Annotated in this window: 26 protein-coding genes and 3 tRNA genes; 21 read left to right on the top strand and 8 right to left on the bottom strand. The window is 63.7% G+C overall.

Going from position 1 to position 26047, the window contains the following annotated elements; all coding sequences use genetic code 11:
- Positions 1-81: 81 nt before the first annotated feature.
- The 8 genes from OGR47_RS09900 to OGR47_RS09865 all read left to right on the top strand — a co-directional run bounded on the left by OGR47_RS09900 (position 82) and on the right by OGR47_RS09865 (position 3528).
- Positions 82-657 carry a cold-shock protein gene (locus tag OGR47_RS09900; RefSeq protein WP_165048639.1) on the top strand — a complete coding sequence of 192 codons (576 nt, stop codon included), beginning with the start codon at positions 82-84 and terminating at the stop codon, positions 655-657.
- A 55-nt stretch (positions 658-712) separates the two neighbouring features.
- Positions 713-1201: a DUF192 domain-containing protein gene (locus OGR47_RS09895; RefSeq protein ID WP_246729548.1), complete on the top strand. Its 489-nt coding sequence runs from the start codon at positions 713-715 to the stop codon at positions 1199-1201.
- A gap of 63 nt (positions 1202-1264) precedes the next feature.
- Positions 1265-1341 (top strand) — tRNA-Pro (locus tag OGR47_RS09890).
- Between the two features lie 210 nt (positions 1342-1551).
- Positions 1552-1863 (top strand): ETC complex I subunit, encoded by a 312-nt coding sequence (locus tag OGR47_RS09885; RefSeq protein ID WP_165048636.1) that lies wholly within the window; start codon positions 1552-1554, stop codon positions 1861-1863.
- A gap of 14 nt (positions 1864-1877) precedes the next feature.
- A tRNA-Arg gene (locus OGR47_RS09880) sits at positions 1878-1954 on the top strand.
- A 99-nt stretch (positions 1955-2053) separates the two neighbouring features.
- Positions 2054-2130 (top strand) — tRNA-Arg (locus OGR47_RS09875).
- Between the two features lie 34 nt (positions 2131-2164).
- Positions 2165-2914, top strand: coding sequence for a DUF2865 domain-containing protein (locus tag OGR47_RS09870; RefSeq protein WP_165048633.1), 750 nt, complete (start codon positions 2165-2167; stop codon positions 2912-2914).
- A gap of 140 nt (positions 2915-3054) precedes the next feature.
- Positions 3055-3528 (top strand): NUDIX hydrolase, encoded by a 474-nt coding sequence (locus OGR47_RS09865; protein WP_165048631.1) that lies wholly within the window; start codon positions 3055-3057, stop codon positions 3526-3528.
- Positions 3529-3651: 123 nt separating this feature from the next.
- On the opposite strand, the gene metC is transcribed toward OGR47_RS09865, so the two are convergent.
- On the bottom strand, positions 3652-4836 hold the full coding sequence (gene metC, locus OGR47_RS09860; protein ID WP_165048629.1) for a cystathionine beta-lyase: 1185 nt from the start codon (positions 4834-4836) through the stop codon (positions 3652-3654).
- A gap of 83 nt (positions 4837-4919) precedes the next feature.
- On the opposite strand from metC, the gene OGR47_RS09855 reads away from it, so the two are divergent.
- Together OGR47_RS09855 and OGR47_RS09850 are read left to right on the top strand one after the other, a co-directional pair.
- Entirely contained in the window at positions 4920-5972 is a 1053-nt protein-coding gene (locus tag OGR47_RS09855; RefSeq protein ID WP_165048627.1) for an amino acid ABC transporter substrate-binding protein, read from the top strand.
- Positions 5953-6912: a DUF817 domain-containing protein gene (locus OGR47_RS09850; protein ID WP_165048625.1), complete on the top strand. Its 960-nt coding sequence runs from the start codon at positions 5953-5955 to the stop codon at positions 6910-6912. Before OGR47_RS09855 ends, OGR47_RS09850 begins: the two co-directional genes overlap by 20 nt.
- On the opposite strand, the gene OGR47_RS09845 is transcribed toward OGR47_RS09850, so the two are convergent.
- Positions 6904-7431, bottom strand: coding sequence for a DUF2478 domain-containing protein (locus OGR47_RS09845; protein WP_165048622.1), 528 nt, complete (start codon positions 7429-7431; stop codon positions 6904-6906). The genes OGR47_RS09850 and OGR47_RS09845 overlap by 9 nt on opposite strands.
- A 237-nt stretch (positions 7432-7668) precedes the next feature.
- Here OGR47_RS09845 and OGR47_RS09840 point away from each other — a divergent pair, with 237 nt between their 5' ends.
- Both OGR47_RS09840 and OGR47_RS09835 read left to right on the top strand, forming a co-directional pair.
- Positions 7669-8379 carry a VWA domain-containing protein gene (locus OGR47_RS09840; RefSeq protein WP_165049162.1) on the top strand — a complete coding sequence of 237 codons (711 nt, stop codon included), beginning with the start codon at positions 7669-7671 and terminating at the stop codon, positions 8377-8379.
- A 3-nt stretch (positions 8380-8382) separates the two neighbouring features.
- Positions 8383-9090 (top strand): DnaJ domain-containing protein, encoded by a 708-nt coding sequence (locus OGR47_RS09835; protein WP_165048620.1) that lies wholly within the window; start codon positions 8383-8385, stop codon positions 9088-9090.
- Positions 9091-9153: 63 nt separating this feature from the next.
- Here the strand turns inward: OGR47_RS09835 and OGR47_RS09830 are convergent, their stop codons facing one another.
- Positions 9154-10884: a serine hydrolase gene (locus OGR47_RS09830; protein ID WP_165048618.1), complete on the bottom strand. Its 1731-nt coding sequence runs from the start codon at positions 10882-10884 to the stop codon at positions 9154-9156.
- A 269-nt stretch (positions 10885-11153) separates the two neighbouring features.
- Here OGR47_RS09830 and OGR47_RS09825 point away from each other — a divergent pair, with 269 nt between their 5' ends.
- The 5 genes from OGR47_RS09825 to OGR47_RS09805 all read left to right on the top strand — a co-directional run bounded on the left by OGR47_RS09825 (position 11154) and on the right by OGR47_RS09805 (position 17181).
- Entirely contained in the window at positions 11154-11495 is a 342-nt protein-coding gene (locus tag OGR47_RS09825; RefSeq protein ID WP_165049159.1) for a phasin family protein, read from the top strand.
- A gap of 206 nt (positions 11496-11701) precedes the next feature.
- Positions 11702-15163, top strand: a complete 3462-nt coding sequence (dnaE, locus tag OGR47_RS09820; protein ID WP_165048616.1) for a DNA polymerase III subunit alpha — start codon at positions 11702-11704, stop codon at positions 15161-15163.
- A gap of 397 nt (positions 15164-15560) precedes the next feature.
- Positions 15561-15890: a hypothetical protein gene (locus OGR47_RS09815; RefSeq protein ID WP_165048613.1), complete on the top strand. Its 330-nt coding sequence runs from the start codon at positions 15561-15563 to the stop codon at positions 15888-15890.
- A 32-nt stretch (positions 15891-15922) separates the two neighbouring features.
- A complete protein-coding gene (lipA, locus tag OGR47_RS09810) occupies positions 15923-16888 on the top strand; it encodes a lipoyl synthase (protein ID WP_246729560.1) in 966 nt (321 codons plus the stop codon).
- A gap of 128 nt (positions 16889-17016) precedes the next feature.
- Positions 17017-17181 carry a Flp family type IVb pilin gene (locus tag OGR47_RS09805; RefSeq protein WP_165048594.1) on the top strand — a complete coding sequence of 55 codons (165 nt, stop codon included), beginning with the start codon at positions 17017-17019 and terminating at the stop codon, positions 17179-17181.
- A gap of 136 nt (positions 17182-17317) precedes the next feature.
- Here OGR47_RS09805 and OGR47_RS09800 read toward each other — a convergent pair whose 3' ends face one another.
- Positions 17318-17812 carry a hypothetical protein gene (locus OGR47_RS09800; RefSeq protein ID WP_165048592.1) on the bottom strand — a complete coding sequence of 165 codons (495 nt, stop codon included), beginning with the start codon at positions 17810-17812 and terminating at the stop codon, positions 17318-17320.
- A 112-nt stretch (positions 17813-17924) separates the two neighbouring features.
- Between OGR47_RS09800 and OGR47_RS09795 the strand changes: the two genes are divergently transcribed.
- Entirely contained in the window at positions 17925-18395 is a 471-nt protein-coding gene (locus OGR47_RS09795; RefSeq protein ID WP_165048590.1) for a type II toxin-antitoxin system RatA family toxin, read from the top strand.
- Between the two features lie 16 nt (positions 18396-18411).
- Here OGR47_RS09795 and OGR47_RS09790 read toward each other — a convergent pair whose 3' ends face one another.
- From OGR47_RS09790 to OGR47_RS09775, 4 genes are all read right to left on the bottom strand, one after another.
- Positions 18412-18903, bottom strand: coding sequence for a CinA family protein (locus OGR47_RS09790; protein ID WP_165048588.1), 492 nt, complete (start codon positions 18901-18903; stop codon positions 18412-18414).
- Between the two features lie 3 nt (positions 18904-18906).
- On the bottom strand, positions 18907-19329 hold the full coding sequence (arfB, locus tag OGR47_RS09785) for an alternative ribosome rescue aminoacyl-tRNA hydrolase ArfB (protein ID WP_165048586.1): 423 nt from the start codon (positions 19327-19329) through the stop codon (positions 18907-18909).
- Positions 19330-19448: 119 nt separating this feature from the next.
- The gene (locus OGR47_RS09780; RefSeq protein WP_165048584.1) at positions 19449-20531 is read right to left on the bottom strand and encodes an acyltransferase family protein; all 1083 of its coding nucleotides are present in this window, start codon (positions 20529-20531) and stop codon (positions 19449-19451) included.
- A 453-nt stretch (positions 20532-20984) separates the two neighbouring features.
- Entirely contained in the window at positions 20985-22223 is a 1239-nt protein-coding gene (locus OGR47_RS09775) for a bifunctional 2-C-methyl-D-erythritol 4-phosphate cytidylyltransferase/2-C-methyl-D-erythritol 2,4-cyclodiphosphate synthase (RefSeq protein WP_165048582.1), read from the bottom strand.
- Between the two features lie 35 nt (positions 22224-22258).
- On the opposite strand from OGR47_RS09775, the gene dusB reads away from it, so the two are divergent.
- From dusB to ntrC, 3 genes are read left to right on the top strand one after another with little or no spacing between them, the layout of a single operon-like run.
- Positions 22259-23368, top strand: a complete 1110-nt coding sequence (gene dusB / locus OGR47_RS09770) for a tRNA dihydrouridine synthase DusB (protein WP_371824421.1) — start codon at positions 22259-22261, stop codon at positions 23366-23368.
- Positions 23365-24540, top strand: a complete 1176-nt coding sequence (locus OGR47_RS09765) for a two-component system sensor histidine kinase NtrB (RefSeq protein WP_165048578.1) — start codon at positions 23365-23367, stop codon at positions 24538-24540. The genes dusB and OGR47_RS09765 overlap by 4 nt, the downstream gene beginning before the upstream one ends.
- Before the next feature lie 28 nt (positions 24541-24568).
- On the top strand, positions 24569-26041 hold the full coding sequence (gene ntrC / locus OGR47_RS09760) for a nitrogen regulation protein NR(I) (RefSeq protein ID WP_165048576.1): 1473 nt from the start codon (positions 24569-24571) through the stop codon (positions 26039-26041).
- Positions 26042-26047: the final 6 nt, after the last annotated feature.

The raw sequence follows: 26047 nt of genomic DNA, 5'->3' as shown, positions 1-26047 counted from the left end.
TTGGCACGCAGCGATTCGAGATTTTTTAGCTCGCAGACTGCGCCGGTCGAATGCTCTGGATCAGCACGGGGAGTTGGTCGGTTGGGAGCGAAGGTGACTTTTGCAGAGTTGGACGCTTTGTCCACCACCGAGAGCGAAGAGGCTCTTGATCTTATCGAAATTGCCGGGCGCATCAAATGGTTCGACGTCGCCAAGGGGTATGGCTTCGTCGTTCCGGACGACGGTTCGCCCGATATTCTCCTGCATGTGACCATTCTGCGTCGTAGTGGCCATCAAACCGCTTTCGAGGGCGCGCGCGTGGTCTGTGAGGCGCAAAATCGCTCGAAGGGCATGCAGGTCTTCCGCGTGCTTGCGATGGACGAAACCACGGCCGTGCATCCGGCCCAGTCCCCGGCGGGCCGCACGCATGTCCAAGTCAAGGCGTCGAGCGGCTATGAAATCGCCATCGTAAAGTGGTTCAACCGCGTGAAGGGATTCGGCTTCCTCACGCGCGGCGAGGGCACGGAAGACATCTTCTTGCACATGGAGACAGTGCGACGCTTCGGAATGACCGAGCTCAAGCCAGGCGACAGCGTGCTGGTGCGTTACGGCGATGGACCGAAGGGGCTGATGGCCGCGGAGGTGCGTCCGCTCGAAGCCAAGAATTCCTCCCATTGAAAAGCGGCGCTGGCCGGTTTTGGCCGAAAGCTTATGTCGATCGTGGAGTGCGCATATGGCGAGTAGCGCTGCCATGGTGAGCCGTTCGGGTTTTCTGCCGGTCTTCCGAGCGCTGCTCCCTGCGCTCATCCTGTTTGTGGCGATCGTCGGAGCGAGAGCGGAAACCTCGCTCGAGCGGCTGGAAATCGTCACCTCGACGGGGACTCACGAGTTCCGGGTCGAGGTCGCGGACAAGCCGAGCGAGCGCGCCAAGGGCCTGATGTACCGCAAATCCATGCCGGAAGATCAGGGCATGCTCTTTGACTTTCATGTCGAAGGGCCGGTGATGATGTGGATGAAGAATACTTACCTTCCTCTGGACATGATCTTCGTCTCACGCCAGGGCGTGGTGACGAAGGTCGCGGCCAATACGGTCCCCATGTCGGAGGAGGTCATTTCATCCGGCGGCCCGGCCTATGCCGTCATCGAGCTCAATGCCGGCGCCGCCGATAAAATCGGCATTAAAGCCGGCGATCAGATCCGGCATCCGGCCTTCAGGCGCTAGGGAACCCGCCTTGTAGGGGACGGCGCCGCATGATAGCGAAGGGAAGGCTTGTCGCCAGTTTGTCGGGGTATAGCGCAGCCTGGTAGCGCGGAAGTTTTGGGTACTTCAGGTCGCAGGTTCGAATCCTGCTGCCCCGACCAACATTCTTGCCTGGATCGCGAGCGTCCAGGCTCGCAGGATCGTCAGCTGGCCAAAAGGTCGCGGCCGTCCCGAAAGGTCGCATAACTGAAAAGTTCGGGTTGCAAATTATCTTCGGCTGATTACGAAGGAAGCGAAGGCTTGCGCCTGGAACGCGGCAATTGAGACGAAGGCGGCGCCAGCCGCCGCTCTAAATGAAGCAAGAGGTTGAGATGACGGCTCGCATCTATCGCCAATCGCCGAGCGTGACGCAGTCGGGACCGGCTTCCGCCAAGGCCTGGTGTCTCGTTTTCGACCCCGAGCTGCCGCGCTCGATCGAGCCGCTCATGGGTTGGACCAGCTCCGCCGACATGAAGCAGCAGATCCGCCTGCGTTTCGAGACCAAGGAAGAAGCGATCGCTTATGCGGAGCGCGAGGGAATTCCCTATCGTGTGGAGGAGCCCAAGCCCGAGACAGCCTCGCGTCGCACGGTTTCCTATTCAGATAATTTCAGGACCAATCGCATCGGTTTGTGGACGCATTAGCCCCGGAATCCCACGGCCCCGTAGCTCAGCTGGATAGAGCAACTGCCTTCTAAGCAGTAGGTCGCAGGTTCGAATCCTGCCGGGGTCGCCAGAATCGACATATTTATGTAGCAGGTTGCCTGTCTGAGGACGGCTCGACCTATTCATGAAACCGTTACGCCTCTAGCGGAGCGGTATGCTCACAATGACTGGCTCCGTAGCTCAGCTGGATAGAGCAACTGCCTTCGAAGCAGTGGGTCGCAGGTTCGAATCCTGCCGGGGTCGCCAATGTGGGCGCGACGAGGGAATGGGAACGGCGTAGATGCGGCTCTATCGTCCAATTTTGGCTATCGTCGCAGTGCTTCTCGCCGCCGGGCTCTCCAGCCAGGCGGAGGCGGGGCTGCTCGAATTCCTTTTCGGCGCCGATCCAGAGCCCGCGCCACAGATCGCGCCTCAGCGCACCCACCCTGATTCCACGGGGCGGCGTCGCGGAGTGCAGGGTGAATTGCGGTTCGGCCAGCCGAGGGAGGGGAGCGGGTTCGCCTCGGAGCCTAACGCCGGCGGTTTTTGCGTGCGCACCTGCGACGGCTATTTTTTCCCGCTGATCAAATCCACCCGGGCGACGCGCCAGCAATCCTGCGAGCTCGCCTGTCCGTCGGCCTCCATGGAGGTATACGACGGCGCAGCGATCGAGACGGCTCGCAATTCCAAGGGCCATCGTTACTCGGCCCTGCCGGCTGCTTTCGCCTTTCGGGACAAGGCGAACAGCAGCTGCGCCTGCAACGATCCGAGCACGTCGCAAGCCTTCTTCGAGAAGACGGCCCGGAACGATCCGACATTGCAGTCGGGCGACATATTGGTGGAGGAGACGGGGGCCTTCGTCTATCGCAGCGATAAGTTCGTTCCGCTGGGCAACGCTTCCTTCTTGTCGTCTACCTTGCGCGATCGGCTGCGCGCCATGTTGCGGCGAACCGCCAGCGCGCGGTCGACTCCCGCTCAGGCGACGACGAGCGGACCAACCGGCGAAATCAGCTTCGGGAAGGATGACAGGACCGGCAGCACGACTCGGTAAATCTGCGAGATGGGGCGTGAGTTCAATCCGCTAACAGCTTTTATTCCAGAGACCGGCGCGCGGGAATCCGATATAGAACCAGCATCGCCCTGGGCCAGCAGGACCGGACGGCTAGCTGCCATTCCAACGAAGCCTCCCGCATGAAGGGCCCGAAGAAATCATCCGCCGACAAGGCGAAGAAAAAGCCTTCCGGATTGCCGCGGATGCAATACGGGGCATTGCCGTGGCGCGTCGACGATAAGAAGGGCGTCGAAATATTACTCGCCACCTCGCGCGACACCCGGCGCTGGGTCATCCCCAAGGGCTGGCCGATGAAGGGTCGCAAGCCGCATATCGTCGCCGCCATCGAGGCGCAGCAGGAGGCCGGCCTGCACGGCAAAATTGAGAAGACCAAGCTCGGCGAATACCACTATCAGAAACGGCTGCAATCGGGCGCGGCGGTCGAATGCCTGGTCGAGGTGTTTCCATTGCGGGTCGAAGTTCAGCGTAAGAAATGGCCGGAAAAATCGCAGCGCGCGACCTATTGGTTTCCTTACGCCCTGGCCGCCGAACAGGTGGACGAAGCGGAGCTGAAGGAGATCATACTGACCTTCGGAAAGTCGATCGTCCTCTGAGGATGACGCACCTCGTCATTGCGGGGAGCGAAGCGACGAAGCAACCCAGCGCCGCCACGGCTGTCCTGGATTGCTTCGCTTTGCTCGCAATGACGGGCTGAGTTTACCGTGCGGCGGGCAGCGTCACTCTTCGCCTCTCAACCGTGCAAATCCCGCTTCGAGATCTTCCTTGAGATCGGCCACATCCTCGAGCCCGATCGAAAAGCGCAACGCTGGACCTTCCGCTTCCCATTTGGTCGCCGTGCGGTAGGACGCACAGTCGAATGGCAGCACGAGGCTCTCATAGCCGCCCCAGGAGTATCCGATCCCGAACAGCTCCAGCCCGTCGACAAAGGCCGCGACGGCCGCCTCGGACACAGGCTTCAGTATGATCGAGAAGACGCCAGAGGAGCCGGAGAAATCCCTTTTCCAAATGTCGTGTCCCGGATGGTCGGGCAAAGCGGGATGCAACACCCGCGCAACTTCCGGTCGCGCCGCCAGCCAGTTGGCGATATCGAGCGCTGCGCGCTCCTGCTCGCGCAGACGCAGCGCCATGGTGCGCATGCCGCGCAGCGCGAGCGAGGCGTCGTCCGGCCCGGAGCCGATCGCGAAGAGATTGAAGGTGTGCCTGAGCCGCTTGGCCCATTTGGCGTTGGCGGAGACGAGGCCGAGCAGCAAGTCCGAATGGCCCGAGAGATATTTCGTGCCGGCCTCGATTGCGAGATCGCAGCCGCGCTCGTGCGGTGGAAAGAAAAGCGGCGTCGCCCATGTGTTGTCGATGATGACGCAGACGCCCTTTTCATGCGCGACGGCGGCGATGGCCGGGACGTCCTGAATATCCATGCTCTGAGATCCTGGAGATTCGAGCAGGATCGCAGTGGTCTCGGGCCGGATGAGCGCCGATATGCCCGCGCCGATCGCAGGATCATAATATTCCGTCGTCACGCCGAACCGCGTTAGGAATCCGTCGCAAAAGAAGCGTGTGGGCGCGTAGGCGGAATCGGTCACGAGAAGATGCGCGCCGGCCTTGGTGGCGGTAAGCAGCGCCAGAGCGATGGCGGCGAGCCCCGACGGGACAAGAACCGTGTCCACCCCGCCGGCGATCTCGCTCCAGGCATTTTCCAGGGCGCGCGTCGTGGGCGTGCCCTTGGTGCCGTAGGTGTAGGGCTGGCGCAAGGCTCCCAGTTCCGCAACGCTCGGGAAGAGCACGGTGGAGCCGCGGTAGATCGGCGGATTGACGAAGCCGAAGTGCTCGAAAGGCTCTCTGCCGGCTTGCGTCACAACCGTGGCCATACGCTTTTTTTGCCGCTTTTCGTGTTTATCGCTCATCGTGGTCCCTGGCTCGCCGAGCGCCCGCTTGCGCCTGCCGGGGTGGAACCTAATATAGCGACGGTTTGAATCCGAGCCTCTCCATGATCGCACGACGCTTCCTTCTCGCCGTCGCCACAGCGATCGTGCTTGCCGGCCTTCTGCCCACGCTGTTGGGGCAGGGCGCTTCGGCGCAGACCGACGCTGGGCCGACGCTCGCGACCGTCATCAAACGCGGCTATCTCTCCTGCGGCGTCGTCGAGTCGCCGGGATTTGCGCAGCCCTCTGGCGAGAACGGGGAGTGGCGCGGCTTCGACGTGGATTTTTGCCGCGCCGTCGCCGCCGCAATTTTCGATGATCCCACGAAAGTGCGCTTCCTCGGCCTCAGCGCAAAGGAGCGCGTTCCGGCGCTGCAAGCCGGCTGGGTCGATCTGCTGGCCAGCGCCGCGCCCTGGACGCAAACCCGCGACGGCGGCCAGCGCGTGATTTACGCAGGCGTCTCGCTCTTTGATGGCCAGTCCTTTCTCGTCCGCCGCCAACGCAGTTTCGCCTCGGCGCAAGACCTCGCCGAGGTCGCCGTCTGCGTGCAGCAGGGCACGTCCTACGAATTGGAGCTCGCGGATTTTTTTCACAAACGCAAAACGTCCTATCAACCTAAGCTCTTCGCGACATTCGAGGAGGCTGCCGCTGGCTACGATAAGAGCGAGTGCGAAGCGCTGACGGCGGACGCCGCGACGCTCTACGCCGCGCGCACGAAGTTGGCGACGCCTGCGGAGCACGACGTTCTGCCTGATCTTCTCACTAAGGCGCCGCGTGGCCCCGTGGTGCGGCAGGGCGACGATCAATGGCTTTCCATCGTGCGATGGACCCTGTTCCTCATGATCGACGCGGAAGAGCAGCGGGTTTCAAAGGCCAACGCCGACGCCGCTCTGAAATCGGAGGAGCCCCGCATCCGCCATCTCCTTGGCGTCGAGGGCGACCGCGGCGTCGGTCTCGCGCTGCCGGGCGACTGGCCGTATCGGATCGTCAAACATGTGGGTAATTACGCCGATGTGTTCGAGCGCAATCTCGGGCAGTCCTCGCCGCTTAATATGGAGCGTCGCTTGAACGCTTTGTGGAATAAGGGCGGGCTACTTTATGCGCCGGCAGTCAGATGAACGTGGATTGAGGGAAAAAAGCGCGGCGGAGCTTTGGCCGCCGCTTGCGCGCTTTGTCGAAGGAGAGGCGCGCCTCGGGCCCTGGGCGTCGCAAAACCCGGCGCGCCGCTTCGTCTATGAGTTTATCCGCTTTGGAATCAAGCAGGCGTGGGCCTGCCTCTTCGGCGGCGTCATGGTCGCTCTCGTGTTGGCGACGCGGTTCTTCTATCCCGCCCATGCGCCCCTCGCGCGCTATGATTTTCTGTTCCTCGCCGCGCTTGGCGTACAAGCGGCGCTGATCCTCCTGCGTTTCGAATCGCTCAAAGAGGCCGGCGTGATCTTCCTCTTCCATCTCATCGGCACGGCGATGGAGATCTTCAAGACGGCGCATGGCTCATGGGTCTATCCCGAGGCCGCCTTCTTTCGCATCGGCGGCGTGCCGCTCTTTACTGGCTTCATGTACGCTTGTGTCGGCAGCTATATGATGCGCGCCTGGGCGCTCTTCGATTTTCGCTTTCACCAACATCCGCCGCTATGGCAGGTGGGCGCGCTCGCCCTGGCGATCTACGTCAATTTCTTCACGCATCACTATGTCGCCGACATGCGCCTCGTTCTGTTCGCCGCGAGCGTCGCGATTTTCTGGCGCACGACCATCTATTACCGCATCCACCACGGTTGGCGGACGATGCCGCTGCTGCTGGCGGCCTTCCTTGCGGCTTGCTTCATATGGCTTGCGGAAAACATCGCCACTTACAGCCATGTCTGGCTTTATCCGGATCAGTTTGCGGCCTGGAAGCCGGTCGGCGTCGGCAAGCTCGGATCGTGGTTCTTGCTCCAGATCGTCAGCTATGCGCTGGTGGCGATCGCCTGCCGGCCCCGAGAGCCGGATGACGCCCCCATCGCGGAATCGCGGGCGCGCCATGCTGACAGGCTGATGTTCCGCTCGCGCGCCTCAGGCTGAAACCCGCGCGCGGGACCACCATTCGAGCAGCGCCTCGCGCGTCGGCGCGACATCCTCGGCGAGCGGCCCCGCGAAGCGGCGCCATTCCTCGCGAAAATGCGGCGACACAGCCGCAATCACGGGAACATGCGCGGCCATGGCGGCGCGGAAGGCGTCGCAAAGACCGCCGCGTTCGGCTTCCTGCTTGGAGAATTTGCTGACGACGATGAGACCAGCGCCCTCGCGCGCCGCATGCTCGACAGCCGCGCAGGCCATGGCGAGCCCGCTTGTGTCGAGGTTACAGGCGACGGAGCCCGGCCCAAGGTCCTGCGAGATCACAAATTCAGCGTCCGAGGCGATGTCGCGCAGGAAAATCCGCGAGCGGCCCGCCGAGTCGGCGCCGCGCATCTGCGTGACGCCCGCGACCCGCACGCCGCTTTCTGCAAGCTCAAGCGCGAAGCGGCGCATGAGCGCCTGAACATTCTCGCTGTCCTCAGCCGGCAAAGCGGCGATCGGAGTGGCAGGCGTTTCACGCTCCATATTGCGCTCCGCTTTACACATGTCTGCGTCGGCAAGGCCCCTGGACCGCGATCCTTCAGGCGCGCCTCTCGAAAGCGAGCCAGAAGGCTCGCGGTCCGATCATGCCCTTGCAAATTGCCCCTCTTGCGCTTGCGTTCCGCGCCATCCGGCGTAGCTTCCAACTCTCGCTCGGGCCACTTGCTTTGTAGTCCGCTGGCACGATTTTATATATCGTTACGAACAAGCGACGTGAAAAAAGTGGGCGACGAACAAAACAAGGCGCCGGCGCCGCGCCCCGTACGTAATGGCGACATCGACGCTTTTCTCGCAAAGGCTCGCGGCGTCGTCGAAAAACGCGCGCGGGGGCGGCTGATTTTCGCCTTGGACGCCACAATGAGCCGCCAGCCCACGTGGGATCTGGCGCAATCCATACAGGGCGAGATGTTTCGCGCCACCGCCGCGCAAGGCGAGCTCGACGTCCAGCTTGTCTACTTCCGTGGATTCAGGGAATGCCGCGCCTCGCGTTTCGTTTCGCAAGGCGAGGGGCTCGGCGCTCTGATGGCGCAGATTGCCTGTCAGGCAGGACACACGCAAATCGGCCGCGTGTTGAGCCACGCCCTGGACGAGACGCGATCCGAGCGCGTGGGCGCGCTCGTCTATATCGGCGACGCGATGGAGGAGAAGATCGATCATCTGGGCGGCGCGGCCGGCGAGATGGGCCTTCTGGGGCTCAAGGCCTTCATGTTCCAGGAGGGCCGCGACGCGAAAACGCGGACGGCCTTCCAGGAGATCGCGCGCCTCTCCGGCGGCGCCTATGCCGCCTTCGATCTTTCGGCGCCGCGCCGTCTCGCGGAACTGCTTGGCGCCGCCGCTGCTTATGCCGTTGGCGGATTGCCGGAACTGGAAAAACGCGCGGGCGAGGGCGAGGGGGCTGCGCGTCTGCTCCTGTCGCAGATGGGGTCACGATAAGCCATGCCGGTCTTGATGGGATTTTTCGCGCTCGCGCTCACGCTCTTCGCGCTCAAGGCCTATACGAAGGCGTCGCCGGCCATTCTGGCGCGCATGATCAGGCGCGGGGGCGGATTTCTGCTGATGGCGCTCGGCGGCCTGCTGCTGGCGCGCGGGCGGATCGACTTCGGTCTCGCTCTTGGCGCGGCCGGCCTTTGGATCATGGGGCGCTCGGAGCGCGCCGGATTGCGCAACGCCGGAGCGGGCGGCGGCGGAGTCTCCCGCGTGCGCTCGGCCATGATCGAGATGGAGCTGGACCATGCGACCGGCGCCATTCGCGGCATGATCCTCGCGGGCAAGAACGAAGGGAAGCGCCTCGACGCCTTGACCCGGCCGGCGCTTCTCGACCTCTACAACATGTGCCAGCGCGACGATCCGGACGGGGCGCGGCTACTTGAAGCGTATCTGGACCGCCGCTTTTCCGGATGGCGTGCGGCAAGCGACCCGAACCGCGACTCGGGGGGCGGCGAGACGCGCGCGCGCCGAGCGGGCACGATTACCGAGGATGAAGCCTACGAAATCCTCGGCCTGAAAAAGGGCGCGGCCGCCGCTGACATTGCGCGGGCTCATCGCGATCTGATGAAAAAGCTTCATCCAGATCTTGGCGGGACGACGGATCTGGCCGCCCGCGTGAATGAAGCTAAGGATGTCCTGATGCGGCGCCATCACTGAGGCGCGACGGGAGCCCTCGAGGCGGTCCCAGGTGGCGGACATGGCGGCGGGGTCTCTTCTTTTTTAGTTCTTGGTGGTGAAGCAGGCGAAGCCGGCGCGTTTCAGCGCCTTGCAGGCGGACTGGGCGCTATCTTCCTCGAGACCGGCGAAGCGGGCCCGGTAGAGGGTTTCGTTGCCCTTCTGTACCTTCTCGGTGAAGGACTTGGCGGTGGCGGGGAAGCCCTGAAGCTGGCTGCGGGCGCGCGAGAGCAGCTCATTGGCCTTCGCCGGGTCCTCGGCCGCGCCGATCTGGATCATCCAGCCGGGCTTCGTTGGTCGCGCGGCGTCGACCTTCGCCACATTGGTGGTGGAGCGAATGGCGGCGGGCGTCGTCGTCGCGACGGTAATGCCTTTGGTCGGCCGGCCGGACGTCGAGCCGTCGGCGATGGGGGAAGAGGCGGCCTTTTTCTCGGACGCTTTTCCGCGTCCCTTCTTCTCCGTGACGGCGGGCTCCTCGGCGACGCGCTTCTGCACGCCAGAGACGAAGGCGGGGCGCACTTGCGCGGCGGCGTCGGCCTGCGGAGCGCGTTCGATCGGCTTCTCGGCCTTTTCTTTCAGGACGGGAGCCGCCGCATGTCGCGGGATGGAGCCCACGGCCGTTTCGGAATCGATTGCCGGCTCTTCCGCGGCATAGGCGGTCCGTTCCGACTGACGCTCGGCGACCGGCTCGGAGAAGGCGGGCGCGCGCTCGATCGCTGTCGGGGCGACCGCAACTTCTTCGGCGGCGTTGTCTTCCGTTATGGCCGCGGCCGTGCGCGTCGACGCCCCACCGCCGATATATTGCTCGATGAGCTGCGCCATGATGCGGTCGCGTGCGCCGGCGGTGGTCCCGCCCATGACGACGGCGACAATATGATGGCTGTGCCGGCGGACCGAGGTCAGCAGATTGAAGCCGGAGGCGCGCGTATAGCCCGTCTTGATGCCGTCCATGCCCTCGACCCGGCCGAGGAGATGGTTGTGGTTGCGGTGAAGAGCGCCGTTATAGGCGAAGCTATGCGTCGAGAAATACCGGTAATAGCGCGGGAAGCGGTCCTGTATCGCGCGGCCGAGGATCGCGAGGTCGTAGGCCGTCGTGATCTGCCGCGGGTTCGGCAGGCCGGAGGCGTTCTCGTAATGCGTATTGCGCATGCCGAGCGCATGGGCCTTGCGCGTCATCATCTGTGCAAATCTGGCTTCGTCGCCGCCGATGTTCTCGGCGATGGCGCAAGCGATGTCGTTGGCGGATTTGGTGACCACCGCCTTGATGGCGTTTTCGACGCTGATCGTCTCTCCCGGCTGCAGACCGAGCTTCGAGGGCGCCTGGGCGGCCGCATGCCCTGAGATCATGAGCGGCGAGTCGAGCCGCAGCTGGCCCTTCTCGAGCTGCTCGAACAGAAGATAGAGCGTCATCACCTTGGTGACGGAGGCCGGGTGACGCAGCTCGTGCTCGTTGCGCGCGTAAATGGTTTTCCCGCTGTTGCCGTCCACGACGATGGCGGCGAAGCCGTGGTGCTCGCCGAGCATCTCGCCGCCGCCTTCCCCCGCCATCGAGGCGTAGAAGCGATGGCTGCGCGCATGGCGTGCATGATGGCCGCCCCTGTGATGCGCGAAGGCATGATGGAAAACGTGTCGACTATAGGAGGCGTGATGGCGATGGCCATGCCTGCGCGCTTCCGCCGGGATCGACGTGATAGCGACAAACGCCATGACGACCGCGAAAATAGCTGCGAGGGAACGGGGTTGCGCCAGACGATCCAGCTGACTCGGTTTCGACATTTGCCACACGCCTCTTACGGAACTGGCGCTTGCACGAGGCGACAACCGTGGATTGGCGTCGCATAAACGCTACAGTCATCAAGGGTAAGAGAACGCGGTTACCCAGGAGTTAAGCGAATACAGGATTTTCTATGGCAATTTTGCAATGCAACATTTTAATTGACGCGTAATTGTGCAACGCATATATCTATGCTGTCAGCAGGCGCGTGGGTCGCGCCGCCAGGGGGCGGCGTCGGGCTGGTCGGCGCCATATTATGAGGACGAAGCCAATGGTGGCCAATTTCGAAAGCGTGCAGCAGCTCGGGAAAGAGCACTTCGAAGCCGTCTCCGCCGCCGCGGCGGCCGTCACGAAGGGCTGGCAGAATATCGCCGCCGAGACGACGGACTATTCCAAGAAGTCTTTTGAGAAGAGCCGCTTGCTCGCCGAGAAGCTCGTCACGGTGAAGAAGATCGACGAAGCCTTCGCGCTTCAGTCGGACTTCGCCAAGAGCGCCTATGAAGATTTCGTCGCCGAGGCGACCAAGCTCGGCGAGTTGTACAGCGCCATCGCCAAGGAAGCCTTCAAGCCGATCGAAACGGCCACGAAGAATTTCACGACGGCCGCCGAGTAAAGACGCCGTTTCGCGCCCCTTTTCGTCCGGGGCGAGAGTATCAGACGCCCGGCGGGGAGCTTCCCCGGCCGGGCGTTGGTCGTTTTGGACCGCGCGCCTTCGGGCGCGCAGTTTGAAAAGCGCGCCCGAAGGCGCGCGGTCCAAGCCACTGTGGACGGCCGCAAACATTGGTTTCAGGGCGTCTTCGCAAGCGCTAGACTCTCGTCATGAGCGCCACTTCCGCCGGCTTCGTCCATCTCCATCTCCACACGGCCTTTTCGCTGCGCGAGGGCGCGCTCACGATCGGCAAGCTGATCGACTTCGCCGTGCGCGACGAGCAGCCGGCGCTTGCCGTCACCGACACCAACAACCTCTTCGCTGCGCTGGAATTTTCCGAAAAAGCGGCCAAAGCGGGCATTCAGCCCATCGCCGGCGTGCAATTGCGCGTCGATTTCGCCGACGCCAAGACGAGCGGCCCCTCGGGGCGGGACGAGGCGCTCGCCAATATCGTGCTCCTGGCCAAGACCGAAGCCGGCTATCTCAATCTCATGCGCGTCGCCTCGCGCGCCTATCTCGACACGGAGGAGGGGGACGAGCCGCATGTCTCGCTCGCGGCCCTCGCCGAGGACGCCGCCGAGCTGATCGCGCTGACCGGCGGGCCGGACGGGCCGCTCGACCGCATGTTCGCCGCCGGGCGGCCGGAATTCGCGCGCACGCGGCTCGAAACGCTGCAGGAACTTTTCCAGGACAGGCTCTATCTCGAAATCCAGCGGCACAAGCTTCAATCCGAAGCAGAGGTCGAACCTCAACTTCTCGACCTCGCCTACCGCCGGAGCGTGCCGCTGGTGGCGACCAACGAGCCCTATTTCGCCTCGCGCGGCGACTTCGAGGCCCATGACGCGCTGCTCTGTATCGCCGAGGGCACGGTGACGAGCGTCGCCGAGCGGCGTCGCGTCACCCCCGAGCATTATTTCAAGACGCGCGCCGAAATGCTGGCGCTGTTCGTCGACCTTCCAGAGGCGACCGCCAACACAATCGAGATCGCCCGCCGAACGGCCTACAGGCCCAAGACCCGCAAGCCGATCATGCCGCGCTTCCTGCGCGACGCGCCCGGCGACCGGCCGCTCACTGAAGTCGAAGCCGAGGAGCTGCGTCGCCAGGCGATCGAAGGGCTGGAAGCGCGCCTTGCCGCCCATGGGCCGGCGCCGGGCCATGAGCGGGAGGAATATTTCAACCGCCTCGACTTCGAGCTCGGCACCATCGAGAAGATGGGCTTTCCCGGCTACTTCCTGATCGTCTCCGATTTCATCAAATACGCCAAGTCGCAAGGCATTCCCGTGGGGCCGGGGCGCGGCTCTGGCGCGGGCTCGCTCGTCGCTTATGCGCTGACCATCACCGACCTCGACCCGCTCCGCTTTGGTCTCTTCTTCGAGCGCTTTCTCAACCCTGAACGCGTCTCGATGCCGGACTTCGACATCGACTTCTGCCAGACGCGGCGCGGCGAGGTGATCGACTATGTCCGCGACCGCTATGGCGCGGACCGGGTGGCGCAGATCATCACCTTCGGTTCGTTCCTGGCGCGCGGCGTTTTGCGCAGCGTCGGCCGCGTGCTGGAAATGCCGCTTGGGCAGGTCGACAAGCTCGCCAAGCTCGTGCCGCAGAACCCGGCCAAGCCCGTGAGCCTCGCCGAGGCGCTCGCCGGGGAGCTAAAGCTGCGCGAGGCAGTCGACGAAGATGAGCGCGTGGCGCGGCTCTTCAAGGTCGCCAGCGCGCTCGAAGGGCTCTATTCCAACGCCTCGACCCACGCCGCCGGCGTCGTGATCGGCGACCGGCCGCTGCATGAGGTCGCGCCGCTCTATCGTGACCCGAAGTCCGACATGCCGGCGACCCAGTTCAATATGAAATGGGTGGAGCCCGCCGGTCTCATCAAATTCGACTTCCTCGGCCTCAAGACGCTGACCGTGCTCGCCATGGCGAGCCGGCTGGCGCGCCGCCGCGACCCGGATTTCGACCTCGCCAAAGTGCCGCTCGACGACAAGGACACTTACGCCATGCTGGGCCGCGGCGAGACCGTGGGCGTGTTCCAGCTGGAAAGCGCGGGCATGCGCAAGGCCCTGGTCGAGATGCACGCCGACCGTTTCGAGGACATCATCGCCCTCGTCGCGCTCTACCGGCCGGGGCCCATGGCCAATATCCCGACCTATTGCGCCGTGAAGCTCGGCGACGAAGAGGCGAACTACTACCACCCCAAGATCGAGCCCATCCTGAAGGAGACCTTCGGCGTCATCATCTATCAGGAGCAGGTGATGCAGATCGCCCAGGTGCTCTCCGGCTATACGCTGGGCGAAGCCGACATGCTGCGCCGCGCCATGGGCAAGAAGATCAAGGCGGAGATGGACGCCCAGCGGGAGCGTTTCGTGAAGGGCGCCGTCGAGCAGGAGCTGGCGCCGGAGCTCGCCAATACGATCTTCGACATGCTGGCGAAATTCGCCGACTATGGCTTCAACAAGTCGCACGCCGCCGCTTACGCGCTGATCGCCTATCAGACGGCCTGGTTCAAGGCGCATTATCCGGCCGAGTTCCTCGCCGCCTCCATGACCTTCGATAAAAGCCAGACCGACAAGCTGGCCGAATTTCGCGACGAGGCCCGACGCCTCGGCATTGCCGTGGAGCCCCCTTCGATCAAGCGCTCGGGCGTCGATTTCGACGTCGCGACCGCTCCGGACGGCAAGCAGGTGATCCGCTACGCGCTCTCCGCGATCAAAGGGGTCGGAGAGGGGCAGGCCGAGTCGATCGTGCGCTCGCGAGGAGGGCGGCCCTTCAAGAGCCTTTCCGACGTCGCCCGGCGGCTCAACCCGCGCGAGGTCAACAAGAAGGTACTCGAGAATCTCGCCGCTTGCGGGACTTTCGACGAGCTGGAGCCGAACCGCGCGCGCGCTTTCGCCGCCACTGAAAGCGTGCTCGCCACCGCCAACCGCCACGCCGAGGATCGCAAGGCAGGCCAGAACGCGCTCTTCGGCGAGGCCGAGGCGGACGACCTCGTCCTGCCCAAGGTCCAGCCGTGGCCAGCGGGCGAGACGCTGCGGCGGGAGTATGAGGCGGCGGGCTTTTTCCTCTCCGGCCACCCGCTCGACGCCTATGCCGGCCTCCTACCCAAATTGAGGGTAACGAACTGGGCCAAATTCTCGGCGGCGGTGAAGCGCGGGGCTGAAGCCGATCGCCTTGCCGCGGTGGTTTTGGACCGCGCCGAGCGGCGCACCAAGTCTGGCTCGAAGATGGGCATCGTCCAATTGTCGGACCCAACTGGCCAGTATGAAGCCATTCTTTTTCAGGAGGCGCTCAACCAATATCGCGACGCGCTGGAGAAAGGCGCCGCAGTTTTGGTGCAGCTGACAGCGAGCGTGGACGGCGACGATGTGCGCGCCCGAATTGTCTCGGTCACGCCCCTGGCCGCCGCCGCGGCCCGCGCGCAGAAGGGCCTGCGGATTGTCGTCAGCGACCAAAGTCCGCTCGATAGGATTAAAGGCAGACTTACCGGCAGAGGCGAAGGCGAGGTGTCCGTCCTCGTTAAGCGCGACGTTGCGCCCGAGGAGATAGAAATCCGCCTGCCGGGCTCTTATCCCGTCAATGCGGAAGTCGCGAGCGCGCTGCGTGAAATCCCAGGGGTGCTGGAGGTCGAGCATCTGTAGAGCATAGCTCATCTTTTAGCTTAGTATTAAGTACAACATACTGTTTTTACGTGACTACTAATAATAACTTAAGGTTAAGGCGCAACATTTTGTCTGGGCTCCTGAGGCGATGCGTTGACCAGGCTGAGAAGCCGGCCACACGTCGCCTCATTCGTCCGGGCGTTGCCGTCCTTGCAGCTTCGCCTGCACCCGCTCACTGCCGTCTCTTTCCGTGATACATGAGCGCGAACGCTTCTCTCGCTGCGTGGCTGAAGTTGTTGCTTGATCACTTTAAGAAGAATTTCCTAGTCAGTTTTTTTCATTCTTGATGTGGAACCTTTACCCTTTTTGGGCGTTGGTCCGTCGGCCGCAGGAGCGCCGGGCCACTGGGCTTGGCGGCGAGCCTTTGGGGTTGGCTATGTGGGCGACGTTCGACGAGGCGTTCAGCGCTTCCGCCCTTTTCGCTTGCGTTCAATTCATCACCTTCTTGGCGATTGGCGCCATGGTCGGCTGGCTGCTCTCGCGGCCCCGTCGATGGGCGAGCTGGTCCAGCGCGCTATCGATGATCGGCGTCTGCGGAGCTTGGACGGGCGCGGAATTCGCCCACCTGATCGGGCAGGCTGAGCACGGCAGCGCGGACGAGCTGGCGGCGGCCGCGATTGGGGCCTTGGGGCTAGCCTATGCTTGGCGCCGGCTCCATCCGTCGGAGACCGGCGAGGACATTGCTATTCACCAGTCTCATGCGTAAATAATGGCGCAGGGAGACGCCCTGTGCCCACCATCGACCTGCTCAACGACGACCCTCGGTCCAAAAGCGCGGCGCGAGACGGCGCGGGCCTGCGCCATCCGGAAAAAGCCGCGCGGCCGGATCAGCCGGTCCTCAGGAAGCCGCCATGGATCCGCGTCAAGGCGCCTGGCTCCGCCGCCTGGGGAGAGACCAACGCGCTATTGAAGGGGGCCGGCCTCACCACGGTCTGCCAGGAGGCGGCCTGTCCCAATATCGGCGAGTGCTGGGAGAAGAAGCATGCCACTTTCATGATCATGGGCGAGGTCTGCACCCGCGCCTGCGCCTTCTGTAACGTCGCGACTGGCTTGCCCGCGCCGCTCGATCCGGGCGAGCCGGGCAGGGTGGCGGAGGCGACCAAGGCCCTGGGGCTCTCCCATGTCGTCGTCACCTCAGTCGATCGCGACGATCTTCCCGACGGCGGGGCCGAACATTTCGCCCACACCATAGAAGCGATCCGCGCGGCCTGTCACAGAACCACGATCGAGGTTCTGACGCCCGATTTCCTGCGCAAGGAAGCGGCGCTCGAGCGAGTTGTGGTGGCTGGTCCGGACGTCTTCAACCATAATCTCGAGACCGTGCCGTCGCTCTATGTCACGGTGCGGCCGGGCGCCCGCTACTTCCATTCCCTGCGGCTGCTCCAGCGCGCCAAGGAGATCGAGCCGAAGCTTTTCACCAAGTCGGGCCTGATGCTCGGCCTCGGCGAGACCCGCAACGAGGTCATGCAGGTCATGGATGACATGCGGAGCGCCGACGTCGATTTTCTGACGCTCGGCCAATATCTCCAGCCGACGCGAAAGCATCATCCCATCGACCGGTTCGTCACGCCGGAAGAATTCGAGGCCTATAAAGCGATCGCGCTCGCCAAGGGCTTCGCCTATGTGGCCTCCTCGCCGCTGACCCGCTCGTCCCATCATGCCGGGGAAGATTTCGAAAAGCTGCGCAGGGCGTCCTCTCGTTAGAGTTTCGAGAGCTATGTCCGCACCGTCCTGTTGCGCCTAAAATTAACCCTCCATTGAATTTTTCCGAGCTTAATCGTTACGCGTACGGCCGATGACGTGGCCGAAAGATGCTAGGATGGAGCTAGCAAATGTCGAGATTGATCAGAAGTTTTTCGGACGACGAATCCGGGGCGACCGCCATTGAATATGGCGTCATCGCTTCCTTGATCAGCGTGGCCATTATCGCGGCGCTCAGGATTACGGGGGCGAGAATGTCAGGAACCTTCGCAAAAGTTTCCAGCAACCTTTCCTGAGTGACCCCGCGGCGCGCTTGGCGCCTAAGAGAAGCGCCCTCCGCCGGGACTCTCGAGCGCTCGCGTAAGGCGCGTCATGTAACCCCTGGAAGCGGCATGGATCGCCGAAGTGACGCGTGCTTGCGGCGTCCTTGGGCTAGGCGCCGAGCGCCGCAGCGATCTCGGCCAGCGTCGCCCGCTCGGCGGCGCTGATTTTCTCTCCGCCAAAACCGAGAAACCCGCCCTCGGCGCTGGCTTCGGCGACAAACCACGCAATCTGGCTGAGCCAGTTCTTGAATGGCCGGGCCTCCAACGGCGCGGTGGCGTCGAGGATTTTGGCCGTGCTGCGCAATTCCTCCAAGGCCCGGATCTTGATCTCGTTGAGCTCTACGCCCTGAATGATCTTCCTGATCCCTTCGCGGGCGGAGGTCCGGCCTTCGGGCGTGAGAAGGTCGTCCACAACGGCTTTGATCAATTCATCCGAGCCGCCGTCTGTTTTTGCGGCTGCTAGAGCCTGGGCGCTGGCCATGCCTTCCTGCAGCGCGCCGATAAAGCCGTTCGGATCGGCGGCGCTGATGGCGAATCCGGCTAAAAGAGGCGCCTGAATGATCCTGTCCCACTGGTCGGCCGTGAAGCTGGACTTATCCGCCATGATTTTTCCCCGCTACAACAAGGGTAGGCTAGACCTTTTCCGTCGATGGCGCGAGAGGCGCTTGGGCGACGGCTTTCCATCGGGCGGGGAAATGGCTTAAAAGCCGAGCCTCATGAAAAGCTTTCGCACTCGCCGCCATGTGTCACACAGCGCCGCAGATATGTTTGCGCTCGTCTGCGATGTCGACTCCTATCCGAAATTCGTGCCGCTCTGCGAGGGCATGAAGGTGCGCCGGCGCAGCGAGATCGCCCCCGGGGTCATCGAGCTCGTTGCGGAAATGCAGGCCGGCTTCAAGGCTGTCTGCGAGCGCTACACGAGCCGGGTAACTTGTGATTCCAACAAGCTGGAGGTGAGGGTCGCCTATATCGACGGCCCTTTCCGCAAGCTGGACAACCGCTGGTCCTTCCGCGACGACGCGCCGGGGCCGGATGGGCGGCCGCGCTCCACCGTGGAGTTTTTCATCGCCTATGAGTTCAAGAGCATCGCGCTCGGGCTTCTGATGGGCGCCATGTTCGACAAGGCGTTTCAGAAATATGCCGACGCCTTCGTGAGCCGGGCAGACGCCATCTACGGGCGCAGATAGTGTTTTTCTGTCGCAGCTAACTGCTGAGCGCCGCGATCATGAGGTCGAGCGCCTGATCGACCGCGGCCTGGCGGATATCGCGCCGGGAGAGGGGGCCGAAGCGCCGTTCCAGAAGCACGATGTCGCCCCCGCGCCTGGCGCAGGCGAAATGCACGAGGCCGACCGGTTTTTGCGCCGAGCCGCCGCCGGGACCGGCGATGCCGGTGATGGCTACGGCGATATCCGCTAACGAACGCTCCAGCGCGCCTTTCGCCATGGCTTGCGCCGTTTCGGCGCTGACGGCGCCATGGGCGGCAAGAAGGGCTTCGGGCACGCGAAGCATGTCTGTCTTGGCGTCGTTGGAATAGGTGACGAAGCCTCGTTCGAAGACGTCGGACGCGCCGGGGACGTCGGTGATCGCGGCCGAGACGAGGCCGCCCGTGCAGGATTCTGCCGTCGCCACACGATGTCCGCGTTCTTTAGCTTTTACGACAAGCGTAATAGCTTTTACGTTATAGGTAATATCCATCTCTCAATCCTGCCCCGGTTTCGCGCGCATGGCTTTCACGTCGCCGCGCAGCTTCTTGCCTTCGAGGCGCCGCATCTTCGAGCCGAGCGTCGGCTTGGTCTTGCGCCTTGGGGGCGGCGGCGGGACGGCGGCCTCGCGGATGAGGTCGATCAGCCGCTCCAGCGCGTCGGCGCGGTTGCGCTCCTGCGTGCGATGGCGTTGCGCCTCGATGATGAGCTCGCCCTCTTTGGTGAGCCTGGAGCCGGCGAGGCGGGCCAGACGCAGTCTTACCGGTTCAGGAAGGTTTGGTGACCGCCAAACGTCGAACCGAAGCCGCACGGCGCTCTCGACCTTCTGGACATTTTGCCCCCCGGGGCCGGAGGCGCGCAGAAACTCCAGAGAAATCTCGGAGTCGTCCAGCGAAATGAAAGGGGTGACGCGGATCATCGGCGGCCTCGACAAGCCGGGCTTGTCCCGGCCTCTCTTAACGCGACGGCGTTCGGCGGTTGTCAAGGCGCGCGGCGAAAGAGGGCGCCCGCATGCGGCTCACATGCATGCGGGCCAGCTCACCCATATCGACGCGCCTCCGACGCGGCCTGCGAGTCTTCCGGCGCGCGAACCGGAACGACGCGTGCGCCGCCCGTCCTGAAAAACGCAGGACGTTCGAACAACCATTCGAACGGAGTCGCCTGTGTCAATGTTCTAACAATTATTGGAACCCAGACCGCGACGGCTGTGACGGTCAGCGCGATTACGCCCCCATCCGCAATGAGGCCGGTCTTTAGAAGGGCGATGCGGGTGGCGGCCATCGGCAGGAAGAAGGCCAGATAGACGACGATCGAACGCGCGCCCAGCCAAGCCAATTGGGGCAGAGCGCGGATTTCCGCGAGCAGCGCCGAGAAAGCGACGACGGCCCCCGCGCCAGCGAAGCCGAGAAGAAGCGAGACTCCGGGGAGACCCGAATAGCCGTATCGCACAGCAAATTCGTTGGCGGCGCCCCAGATGATCAGCGCCGGGATGGTCCGGCGCAGCTTCGCGCGCGCAGCTTCAGCAAAGGCGAAAATACGCGCCGCATAAAAATAGCCTGCATAGAAGTAGACGTAACGGGCGGCGAATTCGTCGATAACGATTGAATGTGTGACGACGTCCGTCATTTGCAGCGCGCCGGCGGCGGCCAGCACAGCCCAGGGCGGCGCGCGGCGCAGGAGCTTGGTGGTCACGAAGAAGATCGGCAGCAGATAGATGAACCACAGCGTGCCGAAGGGTTCGATCATTGCGAAAGCAAGATCACCCACAATCGACAAGGGATCGCCGCCCGCGAGCAGCAGTTTGGGCGCGCCCTGGATCAACGTCCAAAGCATGAAGAAATAGGCGAAGTGCAGGACCTTGCGGTCAAGATAGTCGGCCCAGGGCTTGTCGATCGTTCGCGAGAGAAAGAGACCCGCGACGAGAAAAAAATCGGGCATGCGGAAGGGCCGCGCCCAGTCGATGAAGCCATGAAGCCAGCTCTGCTGGCTGAGCGCCTGCTCGACGCCCAGCGTCGAATGCATCATCACAACGAGGATGATGCACCAGCCCTTGGCGTAATCGACCCAATCGATGCGTGTGGCGGGGAAGGCGGAAACGACGGCCTTGGTGCTCGCGAGCATGAAAAATGGCCCTCAAAAAATGCGCAGTTTTACTCCAATCGTGCCCCAAAGCGTTCATGCGCACGCCGCGCAAAAAAGTCTGCAATTTCTTGGAAACGTGGTGAATGTCACCATGTCATCGGCTCGTTGAAACGCTCCAGCCGGGGAAGAGTTCGTCACTCTGATACGATATCCGCTTGATTGGTTCGGTGTCATTCCCGACGCTCGCATAGTAAGCGATCGGGAATCCAGAGCAACACTAGCTACTATGGCTCTGGATTCCCGATCGGGCTTTCAGCCCGGCGGGAATGACATTCCTCAATGCGAGCCGTTCAATCGGAAATGGTATGACTCGTTTCCTCAGCCGGAGAATTACGACAGGAAGTTGCGCCCGGCAGCGCGCGTCACAGAAGGCTGCCCAGGCGTTGGCCTCGGCGTCGGCGGCTGCCGCTCGAGCCGCCAACGCACGCCCCGCTACTCCGGCAGCCGCACCGTCGCGATCGCCAGCGCCGCAATCCCCTCGCGACGCCCGGTAAACCCGAGCTTTTCGGTCGTCGTCGCTTTGATCGCCACGCGGCCGATATCCAGCTCCATGATTTCTGCGAGGCTCGCGCGGATGGCGTCGCGATGCGGGCCGACCTTCGGCGCCTCGCAGACTACCGTCGCGTCGATATGGGCGATCATGCCGCCGCGCGCGCGGACGAGCTTGCAGGCATGTTCGAGGAAGATTTTCGAGGCCGCGCCTTTCCACTGGGAATCGGAGGGCGGGAAATGCGCACCGATATCGCCTTCGGCTATCGCCCCGAGAACCGCGTCGGTGATGGCGTGCATCAGCACGTCGGCGTCGGAATGGCCGGCGAGGGAATGGCTATGGGGGATCGACACGCCGCCGAGCCAGACCTGGTCGCCCTCGGCGAAAGCATGGACGTCATAGCCTTGGCCTGTTCTAACGTCCGTTAGAACATTTATTGTTCTAACATTTGTTAAATCATCTGATTGGGGAGCTGCGGCTTTGATCTGATCCATGGCGCGTGCGAAATCCTCTGGCGTCGTGAGCTTGAAATTGGCGAGATCGCCGGGAAAGACATGCACGGCGTGGCCGGCGGCTTCCGCGATCATGGCGTCGTCGGTGTATTCGCGATCGGCCGCGGCGGCCGCGCGATGCGCCGCCAGAATGAGCGGGAAGCGGAAAGACTGCGGCGTCTGCACGGCGCGCAGCCTCGCGCGGTCGGGCGTCGCGACCACGAAGCCAGCCGCGTCGATCTCCTTTACCGTGTCGTTGAGCGGCACGCCGGGGACGGCCGCGCCATGGGCGCGCGCCGCCGCAATCGCGCGGGCGATGAGCGCGGGATCGGCGAAGGGCCGGGCGGCGTCGTGGATCAGCACAATCTGCGGCGCGCTCTCTCGGGCGACGGCTTCGAGCCCGTTGCGCACGCTCTCCTGCCTTGTGGCGCCGCCGAGCGCAGGCTCCGAGACGGCGGCGCGCGCCGCGTCGCTCAATTCGGCGACGCTTTGCGCATAAAGCGCGCGGTCGTCCGGGTGGATAACAGCCTTCAGGCGCGCGCCCGGCGCGCTGGCGCCCATCGCCTCCAGCGTGCGTGCCAGCACGGTCTTGTCGGCAAGCCGTCGGTATTGTTTGGGCATGCCTTCGCCGGCGCGCGAACCGCGTCCCCCCGCGACGACGAGGATAGAGATTTCCGTTTCAGCAACCATGCCGCTCCTGTGTCGCTTTTCCTGCATCGCGTCAAATGTGCGAAAATGCGGCGAAATGCTATGTTGCAACTGCGAAGCTGGCTGCTTATGGTATAGGCAAGATGACTGCTGCCAAAAAATTGGGCTTTGAACCCGAGCGAGAGGCGCTGCGGATCGGGGCAATCCGTCTGTCAGGGCGCGCTTTTCTTGCGCCTATGGCAGGCGTCACGGATCCAGCCATGCGCCGCATTGCCGAACGCTATGGCGCCAGCGCGACCGTGAGCGAGATGATTACGGCGGCCGGCGTCGCGCGAGGCGACCGCGAGACCGCGCTGCGGCTCGCATCTTCCAGCGATACAAATACGGCGCCGCGCGTGATCCAGATCGCGGCGCGCGACCCGCAGGAGATCGCCATCGCCGCACGCCATGCTGAAGAAGCGGGCGCCGATTGGGTCGACATCAATATGGGCTGCCCCTGCAAGCGGGTGACCGGCGGTCTCGCCGGCGCGGCGCTGATGCGCGACCTCGACCAGGCCTCGGCCCTCATCGCGGCGGCGCGCGCGGCCATCCGCGTTCCGCTGAGCGTGAAGATGCGGCTCGGCTGGGACGACGCCTCGCGCAATTCGCCGGAGCTGGCGCGCCGCGCCGAGCGGGAGGGCGCCGCGCTGATCACCGTCCATGGACGCACACGACAGCAATTCTACAAAGGCCGCGCCGATTGGGCGGCGGTCGCTCCGGTCAAGCAAGCCGTTTCGATCCCGGTGATCGCCAATGGCGATTGCGGCTCGGTCGAGGACGCCGCGGAAATGCTGAGATTATCCGGCGCCGATGCGGTGATGGTCGGCCGCGCCGCGCAGGGGCGGCCCTGGCTCGTCGGCGATATTGCTCATTATCTTGGCGCCGGGCGGCGTCGCGCCGAGCCTTCGCCCGCCGAGCGCAGCGCGCTCGCGCGCGAGCATCTCGATGGGCTTCTCACGCAAATGGGCGCGGAGGCGGGCCTGCGCCATGCGCGCAAACATCTCGCCGCCTATGTCGACGAGGCTTTCGGCGCCGCTTGCGCCGAGGTCGCGGCGCTGCGCCACGCGCTCGTCACCGCCAATTGCGCGTCGGAGGCCTTTCGGCTGATCGACGCCACTTTTACAGAGGGACAAGAGGTCGCCGCATGAGCCTTTCGGATCGCCCCAGACGCGACGACCCCCGGCGCGGCGAGTTTACCCCGCTCAAGATCATCGACGAGCGCGGCCGCAGCTGCGTGCTCGAGGCGTTGCCGAGCGTCATTCTCACCGTCTCGCGCGAGGGGGTGATCGAGGACGCCAACGCCGCCGCCGAAAGCTTCTTCGAGCTCGGCAAGCCTTTGCTCATCGGCCAGAAACTCGAGCGGCTGCTGCCCTTTGGCTCGCCGCTCCTCACGCTTGTCCAGCATGTTCAGGACCGCGGCGCGGCGATCAACGAATATAAGGTCGATCTGGGCCGGCCGGGGCAGGACGGCGACCGCCGCGTGGATGTCCATTGCGCGCCGCTTCCGGAGCAGGATGGTCTGGTTCTGGTTGTGCTGCAAGAACGTACAATTGCCGATAAAATAGACAGGCAGCTAAGCCATCGCGGCGCTGTGCGCTCAGTTTCCGGGCTCGCCTCCATGCTGGCCCATGAAATCAAAAATCCTCTGTCTGGTATTCGCGGCGCCGCACAATTGCTGGAGAGCGGCCTCTCGGACCAGGACCGGGCGCTGACACGGCTGATCTGCGAGGAGACCGACCGCATTGTGCGGCTGGTCGACCGCATGGAGGTCTTCTCCGACGCGCGGCCCCTGAAGCGTGAGCGCGTCAATATTCATTCGGTGCTCGATCACGTGAAGCAGGTGGCGCAGAGCGGCTTCGCCCGGCGCATCAGATTTGTCGAGAATTACGATCCGTCGCTGCCGCCGGTCTACGCCAATCGCGACCAGCTCGTGCAAGCCTTTCTCAATCTCGTGAAGAACGCCGCCGAGGCGATCGGGCTCGACGCGGTCGACGGCGAGATCGAGCTTTCCACGGCGTTCCGCCCGGGGGTAAGCCTGCGCGCCATGGGCGCGCGCAGCCCCGTCGGCCTGCCGCTCGAATTCTGCGTGCGCGACAATGGCCCGGGCGTGCCCGACGATATCGCCGCGCATCTCTTCGACCCCTTTGTCACCACGAAGTCTTCCGGGACTGGCCTGGGTCTTGCTTTGGTGGCGAAGATCGTCAACGACCACGGCGGCGTTATTGAATGCGAATCCCTTCCCCGACGTACGACCTTCCGAATTCTGATGCCCATGTATCGCGCCAAATCATCGGAGAAGAGAGAGGCAGCCCGTTCATGACGTTTCGCCAGCGGGGGAGACTGGTCTGATGACGAGAGGCGAAATTCTTGTCGCCGACGACGACGCCGCGATCCGTACCGTCGTCGCCCAGGCGCTCTCGCGCGCCGGCTATGAGGTGCGCACCACCGGCACGGCGGCGACGTTATGGCGCTGGGTGCAATCGGGCGAGGGCGATCTCGTTGTCACCGACGTGGTGATGCCCGACGAAAACGCTTTCGAGCTTCTGCCGCGCATCAAGAAGCTGCGGCCGGAATTGCCCATCATCGTGATGAGCGCGCAAAACACTTTCATGACGGCGATCCGCGCGTCTGAAAGGGGCGCCTATGATTATCTGCCCAAGCCCTTCGATCTGAAGGAGCTTGTCGGCATCGTCGGCCGCGCCATGGCCGAGCCGCGCAAGGGCGGCGAGGAGCCCGCGCCGGAAGAAATGGAGGGCATGCCGCTCGTCGGGCGCTCTCCGGCGATGCAGGAGATCTATCGTTCGCTCGCGCGGCTGATGCAGACAGATCTGACGGTCATGATCAACGGCGAGTCCGGCACGGGCAAGGAGCTGGTCGCGCGCGCGCTGCATGATTACGGCAAGCGCAAGAAAGGCCCCTTCGTCGCGGTGAATATGGCGGCGATTCCGCGCGACCTGATCGAGAGCGAGCTGTTCGGCCATGAGAAGGGCGCCTTCACCGGCGCGAACCAGCGCTCGGCCGGCCGTTTCGAGCAGGCCGAGGGCGGCACGCTCTTCCTCGATGAAATCGGCGACATGCCGATGGAGGCGCAGACGCGTCTGCTGCGCGTGCTGCAGCAGGGCGAATATACGACGGTCGGCGGCCGCACGCCGATCAAGACCAATGTCCGCATCATCGCGGCGACGAACAAGGATTTGCGCGGCCTGATCCAGCAGGGCCTTTTCCGCGAGGACTTGTATTTCCGCCTCAACGTCGTGCCGCTGCGCCTGCCGCCGCTGCGCGAACGCACGGAGGATATTCCCGATCTCGTCCACCACTTTTTCAAAGTGGCGGCGAGCGAAGGCCTGCCGCAGAAATATATCGAGCAGGCGGCGCTCGACCGGATGAAGAAATACCGCTGGCCCGGCAATATTCGCGAGCTGGAAAATCTCATCCGCCGCCTCGCCGCGCTGCATCCGCAGGAAGTGATCTCCGACCCGCTCGTCGAAGCGGAGCTCGATCACGAGTTGCGGCAGACGACTGCGGAAAAGCCGTCCGCGCCCGGCGCGGCGCCGACGAAGGAGCTGGAGAACGGCCAGACGCTCTCGACCTCCGTCGAGCAGCATCTCGCCAAGCTCTTCCGCGATTATGGCGACGGATTGCCGCCGCCCGGGCTTTATCACCGCGTCATTCGCGAGATCGAAATCCCCTTGATCTCCGCGGCGCTGGCGGCGACGCGCGGCAATCAGATCAAGGCGGCGGAGCTTCTCGGGTTGAACCGCAATACGCTGAGGAAGAAGGTCAATGATCTCGACATCCGGCTGATGCGCTCGCCGAGGTGAGGAAAT

The organism is Methylocystis sp. MJC1 (assembly GCF_026427715.1).
Lineage (GTDB): Bacteria > Pseudomonadota > Alphaproteobacteria > Rhizobiales > Beijerinckiaceae > Methylocystis.
The sequence above is the reverse complement of the archived record's forward strand: the minus strand, read 5'-3'. Positions and strand labels throughout refer to the sequence as shown.

Excerpts from the sequence above, each read along its gene's own strand:
- OGR47_RS09805 (WP_165048594.1), top strand. The coding sequence starts at position 17,017 with ATGTCGAGATTGATCAGAAGTTTTTCGGACGACGAATCCGGGGCGACC.
- OGR47_RS09800 (WP_165048592.1), bottom strand. The coding sequence starts at position 17,812 with ATGGCGGATAAGTCCAGCTTCACGGCCGACCAGTGGGACAGGATCATT.
- OGR47_RS09765 (WP_165048578.1), top strand. The coding sequence starts at position 23,365 with ATGAGCCTTTCGGATCGCCCCAGACGCGACGACCCCCGGCGCGGCGAG.
- arfB (WP_165048586.1), bottom strand. The coding sequence starts at position 19,329 with ATGATCCGCGTCACCCCTTTCATTTCGCTGGACGACTCCGAGATTTCT.
- OGR47_RS09815 (WP_165048613.1), top strand. The coding sequence starts at position 15,561 with ATGTGGGCGACGTTCGACGAGGCGTTCAGCGCTTCCGCCCTTTTCGCT.
- metC (WP_165048629.1), bottom strand. The coding sequence starts at position 4,836 with ATGAGCGATAAACACGAAAAGCGGCAAAAAAAGCGTATGGCCACGGTT.
- dusB (WP_371824421.1), top strand. The coding sequence starts at position 22,259 with ATGTGCGAAAATGCGGCGAAATGCTATGTTGCAACTGCGAAGCTGGCT.
- OGR47_RS09835 (WP_165048620.1), top strand. The coding sequence starts at position 8,383 with ATGCCGGTCTTGATGGGATTTTTCGCGCTCGCGCTCACGCTCTTCGCG.
- OGR47_RS09855 (WP_165048627.1), top strand. The coding sequence starts at position 4,920 with ATGATCGCACGACGCTTCCTTCTCGCCGTCGCCACAGCGATCGTGCTT.
- OGR47_RS09790 (WP_165048588.1), bottom strand. The coding sequence starts at position 18,903 with ATGGATATTACCTATAACGTAAAAGCTATTACGCTTGTCGTAAAAGCT.
- OGR47_RS09775 (WP_165048582.1), bottom strand. The coding sequence starts at position 22,223 with ATGGTTGCTGAAACGGAAATCTCTATCCTCGTCGTCGCGGGGGGACGC.
- OGR47_RS09885 (WP_165048636.1), top strand. The coding sequence starts at position 1,552 with ATGACGGCTCGCATCTATCGCCAATCGCCGAGCGTGACGCAGTCGGGA.
- OGR47_RS09795 (WP_165048590.1), top strand. The coding sequence starts at position 17,925 with ATGAAAAGCTTTCGCACTCGCCGCCATGTGTCACACAGCGCCGCAGAT.
- ntrC (WP_165048576.1), top strand. The coding sequence starts at position 24,569 with ATGACGAGAGGCGAAATTCTTGTCGCCGACGACGACGCCGCGATCCGT.
- OGR47_RS09825 (WP_165049159.1), top strand. The coding sequence starts at position 11,154 with ATGGTGGCCAATTTCGAAAGCGTGCAGCAGCTCGGGAAAGAGCACTTC.
- OGR47_RS09895 (WP_246729548.1), top strand. The coding sequence starts at position 713 with ATGGCGAGTAGCGCTGCCATGGTGAGCCGTTCGGGTTTTCTGCCGGTC.
- OGR47_RS09850 (WP_165048625.1), top strand. The coding sequence starts at position 5,953 with ATGCGCCGGCAGTCAGATGAACGTGGATTGAGGGAAAAAAGCGCGGCG.
- OGR47_RS09830 (WP_165048618.1), bottom strand. The coding sequence starts at position 10,884 with ATGTCGAAACCGAGTCAGCTGGATCGTCTGGCGCAACCCCGTTCCCTC.
- OGR47_RS09845 (WP_165048622.1), bottom strand. The coding sequence starts at position 7,431 with ATGGAGCGTGAAACGCCTGCCACTCCGATCGCCGCTTTGCCGGCTGAG.
- OGR47_RS09870 (WP_165048633.1), top strand. The coding sequence starts at position 2,165 with ATGCGGCTCTATCGTCCAATTTTGGCTATCGTCGCAGTGCTTCTCGCC.
- dnaE (WP_165048616.1), top strand. The coding sequence starts at position 11,702 with ATGAGCGCCACTTCCGCCGGCTTCGTCCATCTCCATCTCCACACGGCC.
- OGR47_RS09865 (WP_165048631.1), top strand. The coding sequence starts at position 3,055 with ATGAAGGGCCCGAAGAAATCATCCGCCGACAAGGCGAAGAAAAAGCCT.
- OGR47_RS09780 (WP_165048584.1), bottom strand. The coding sequence starts at position 20,531 with ATGCTCGCGAGCACCAAGGCCGTCGTTTCCGCCTTCCCCGCCACACGC.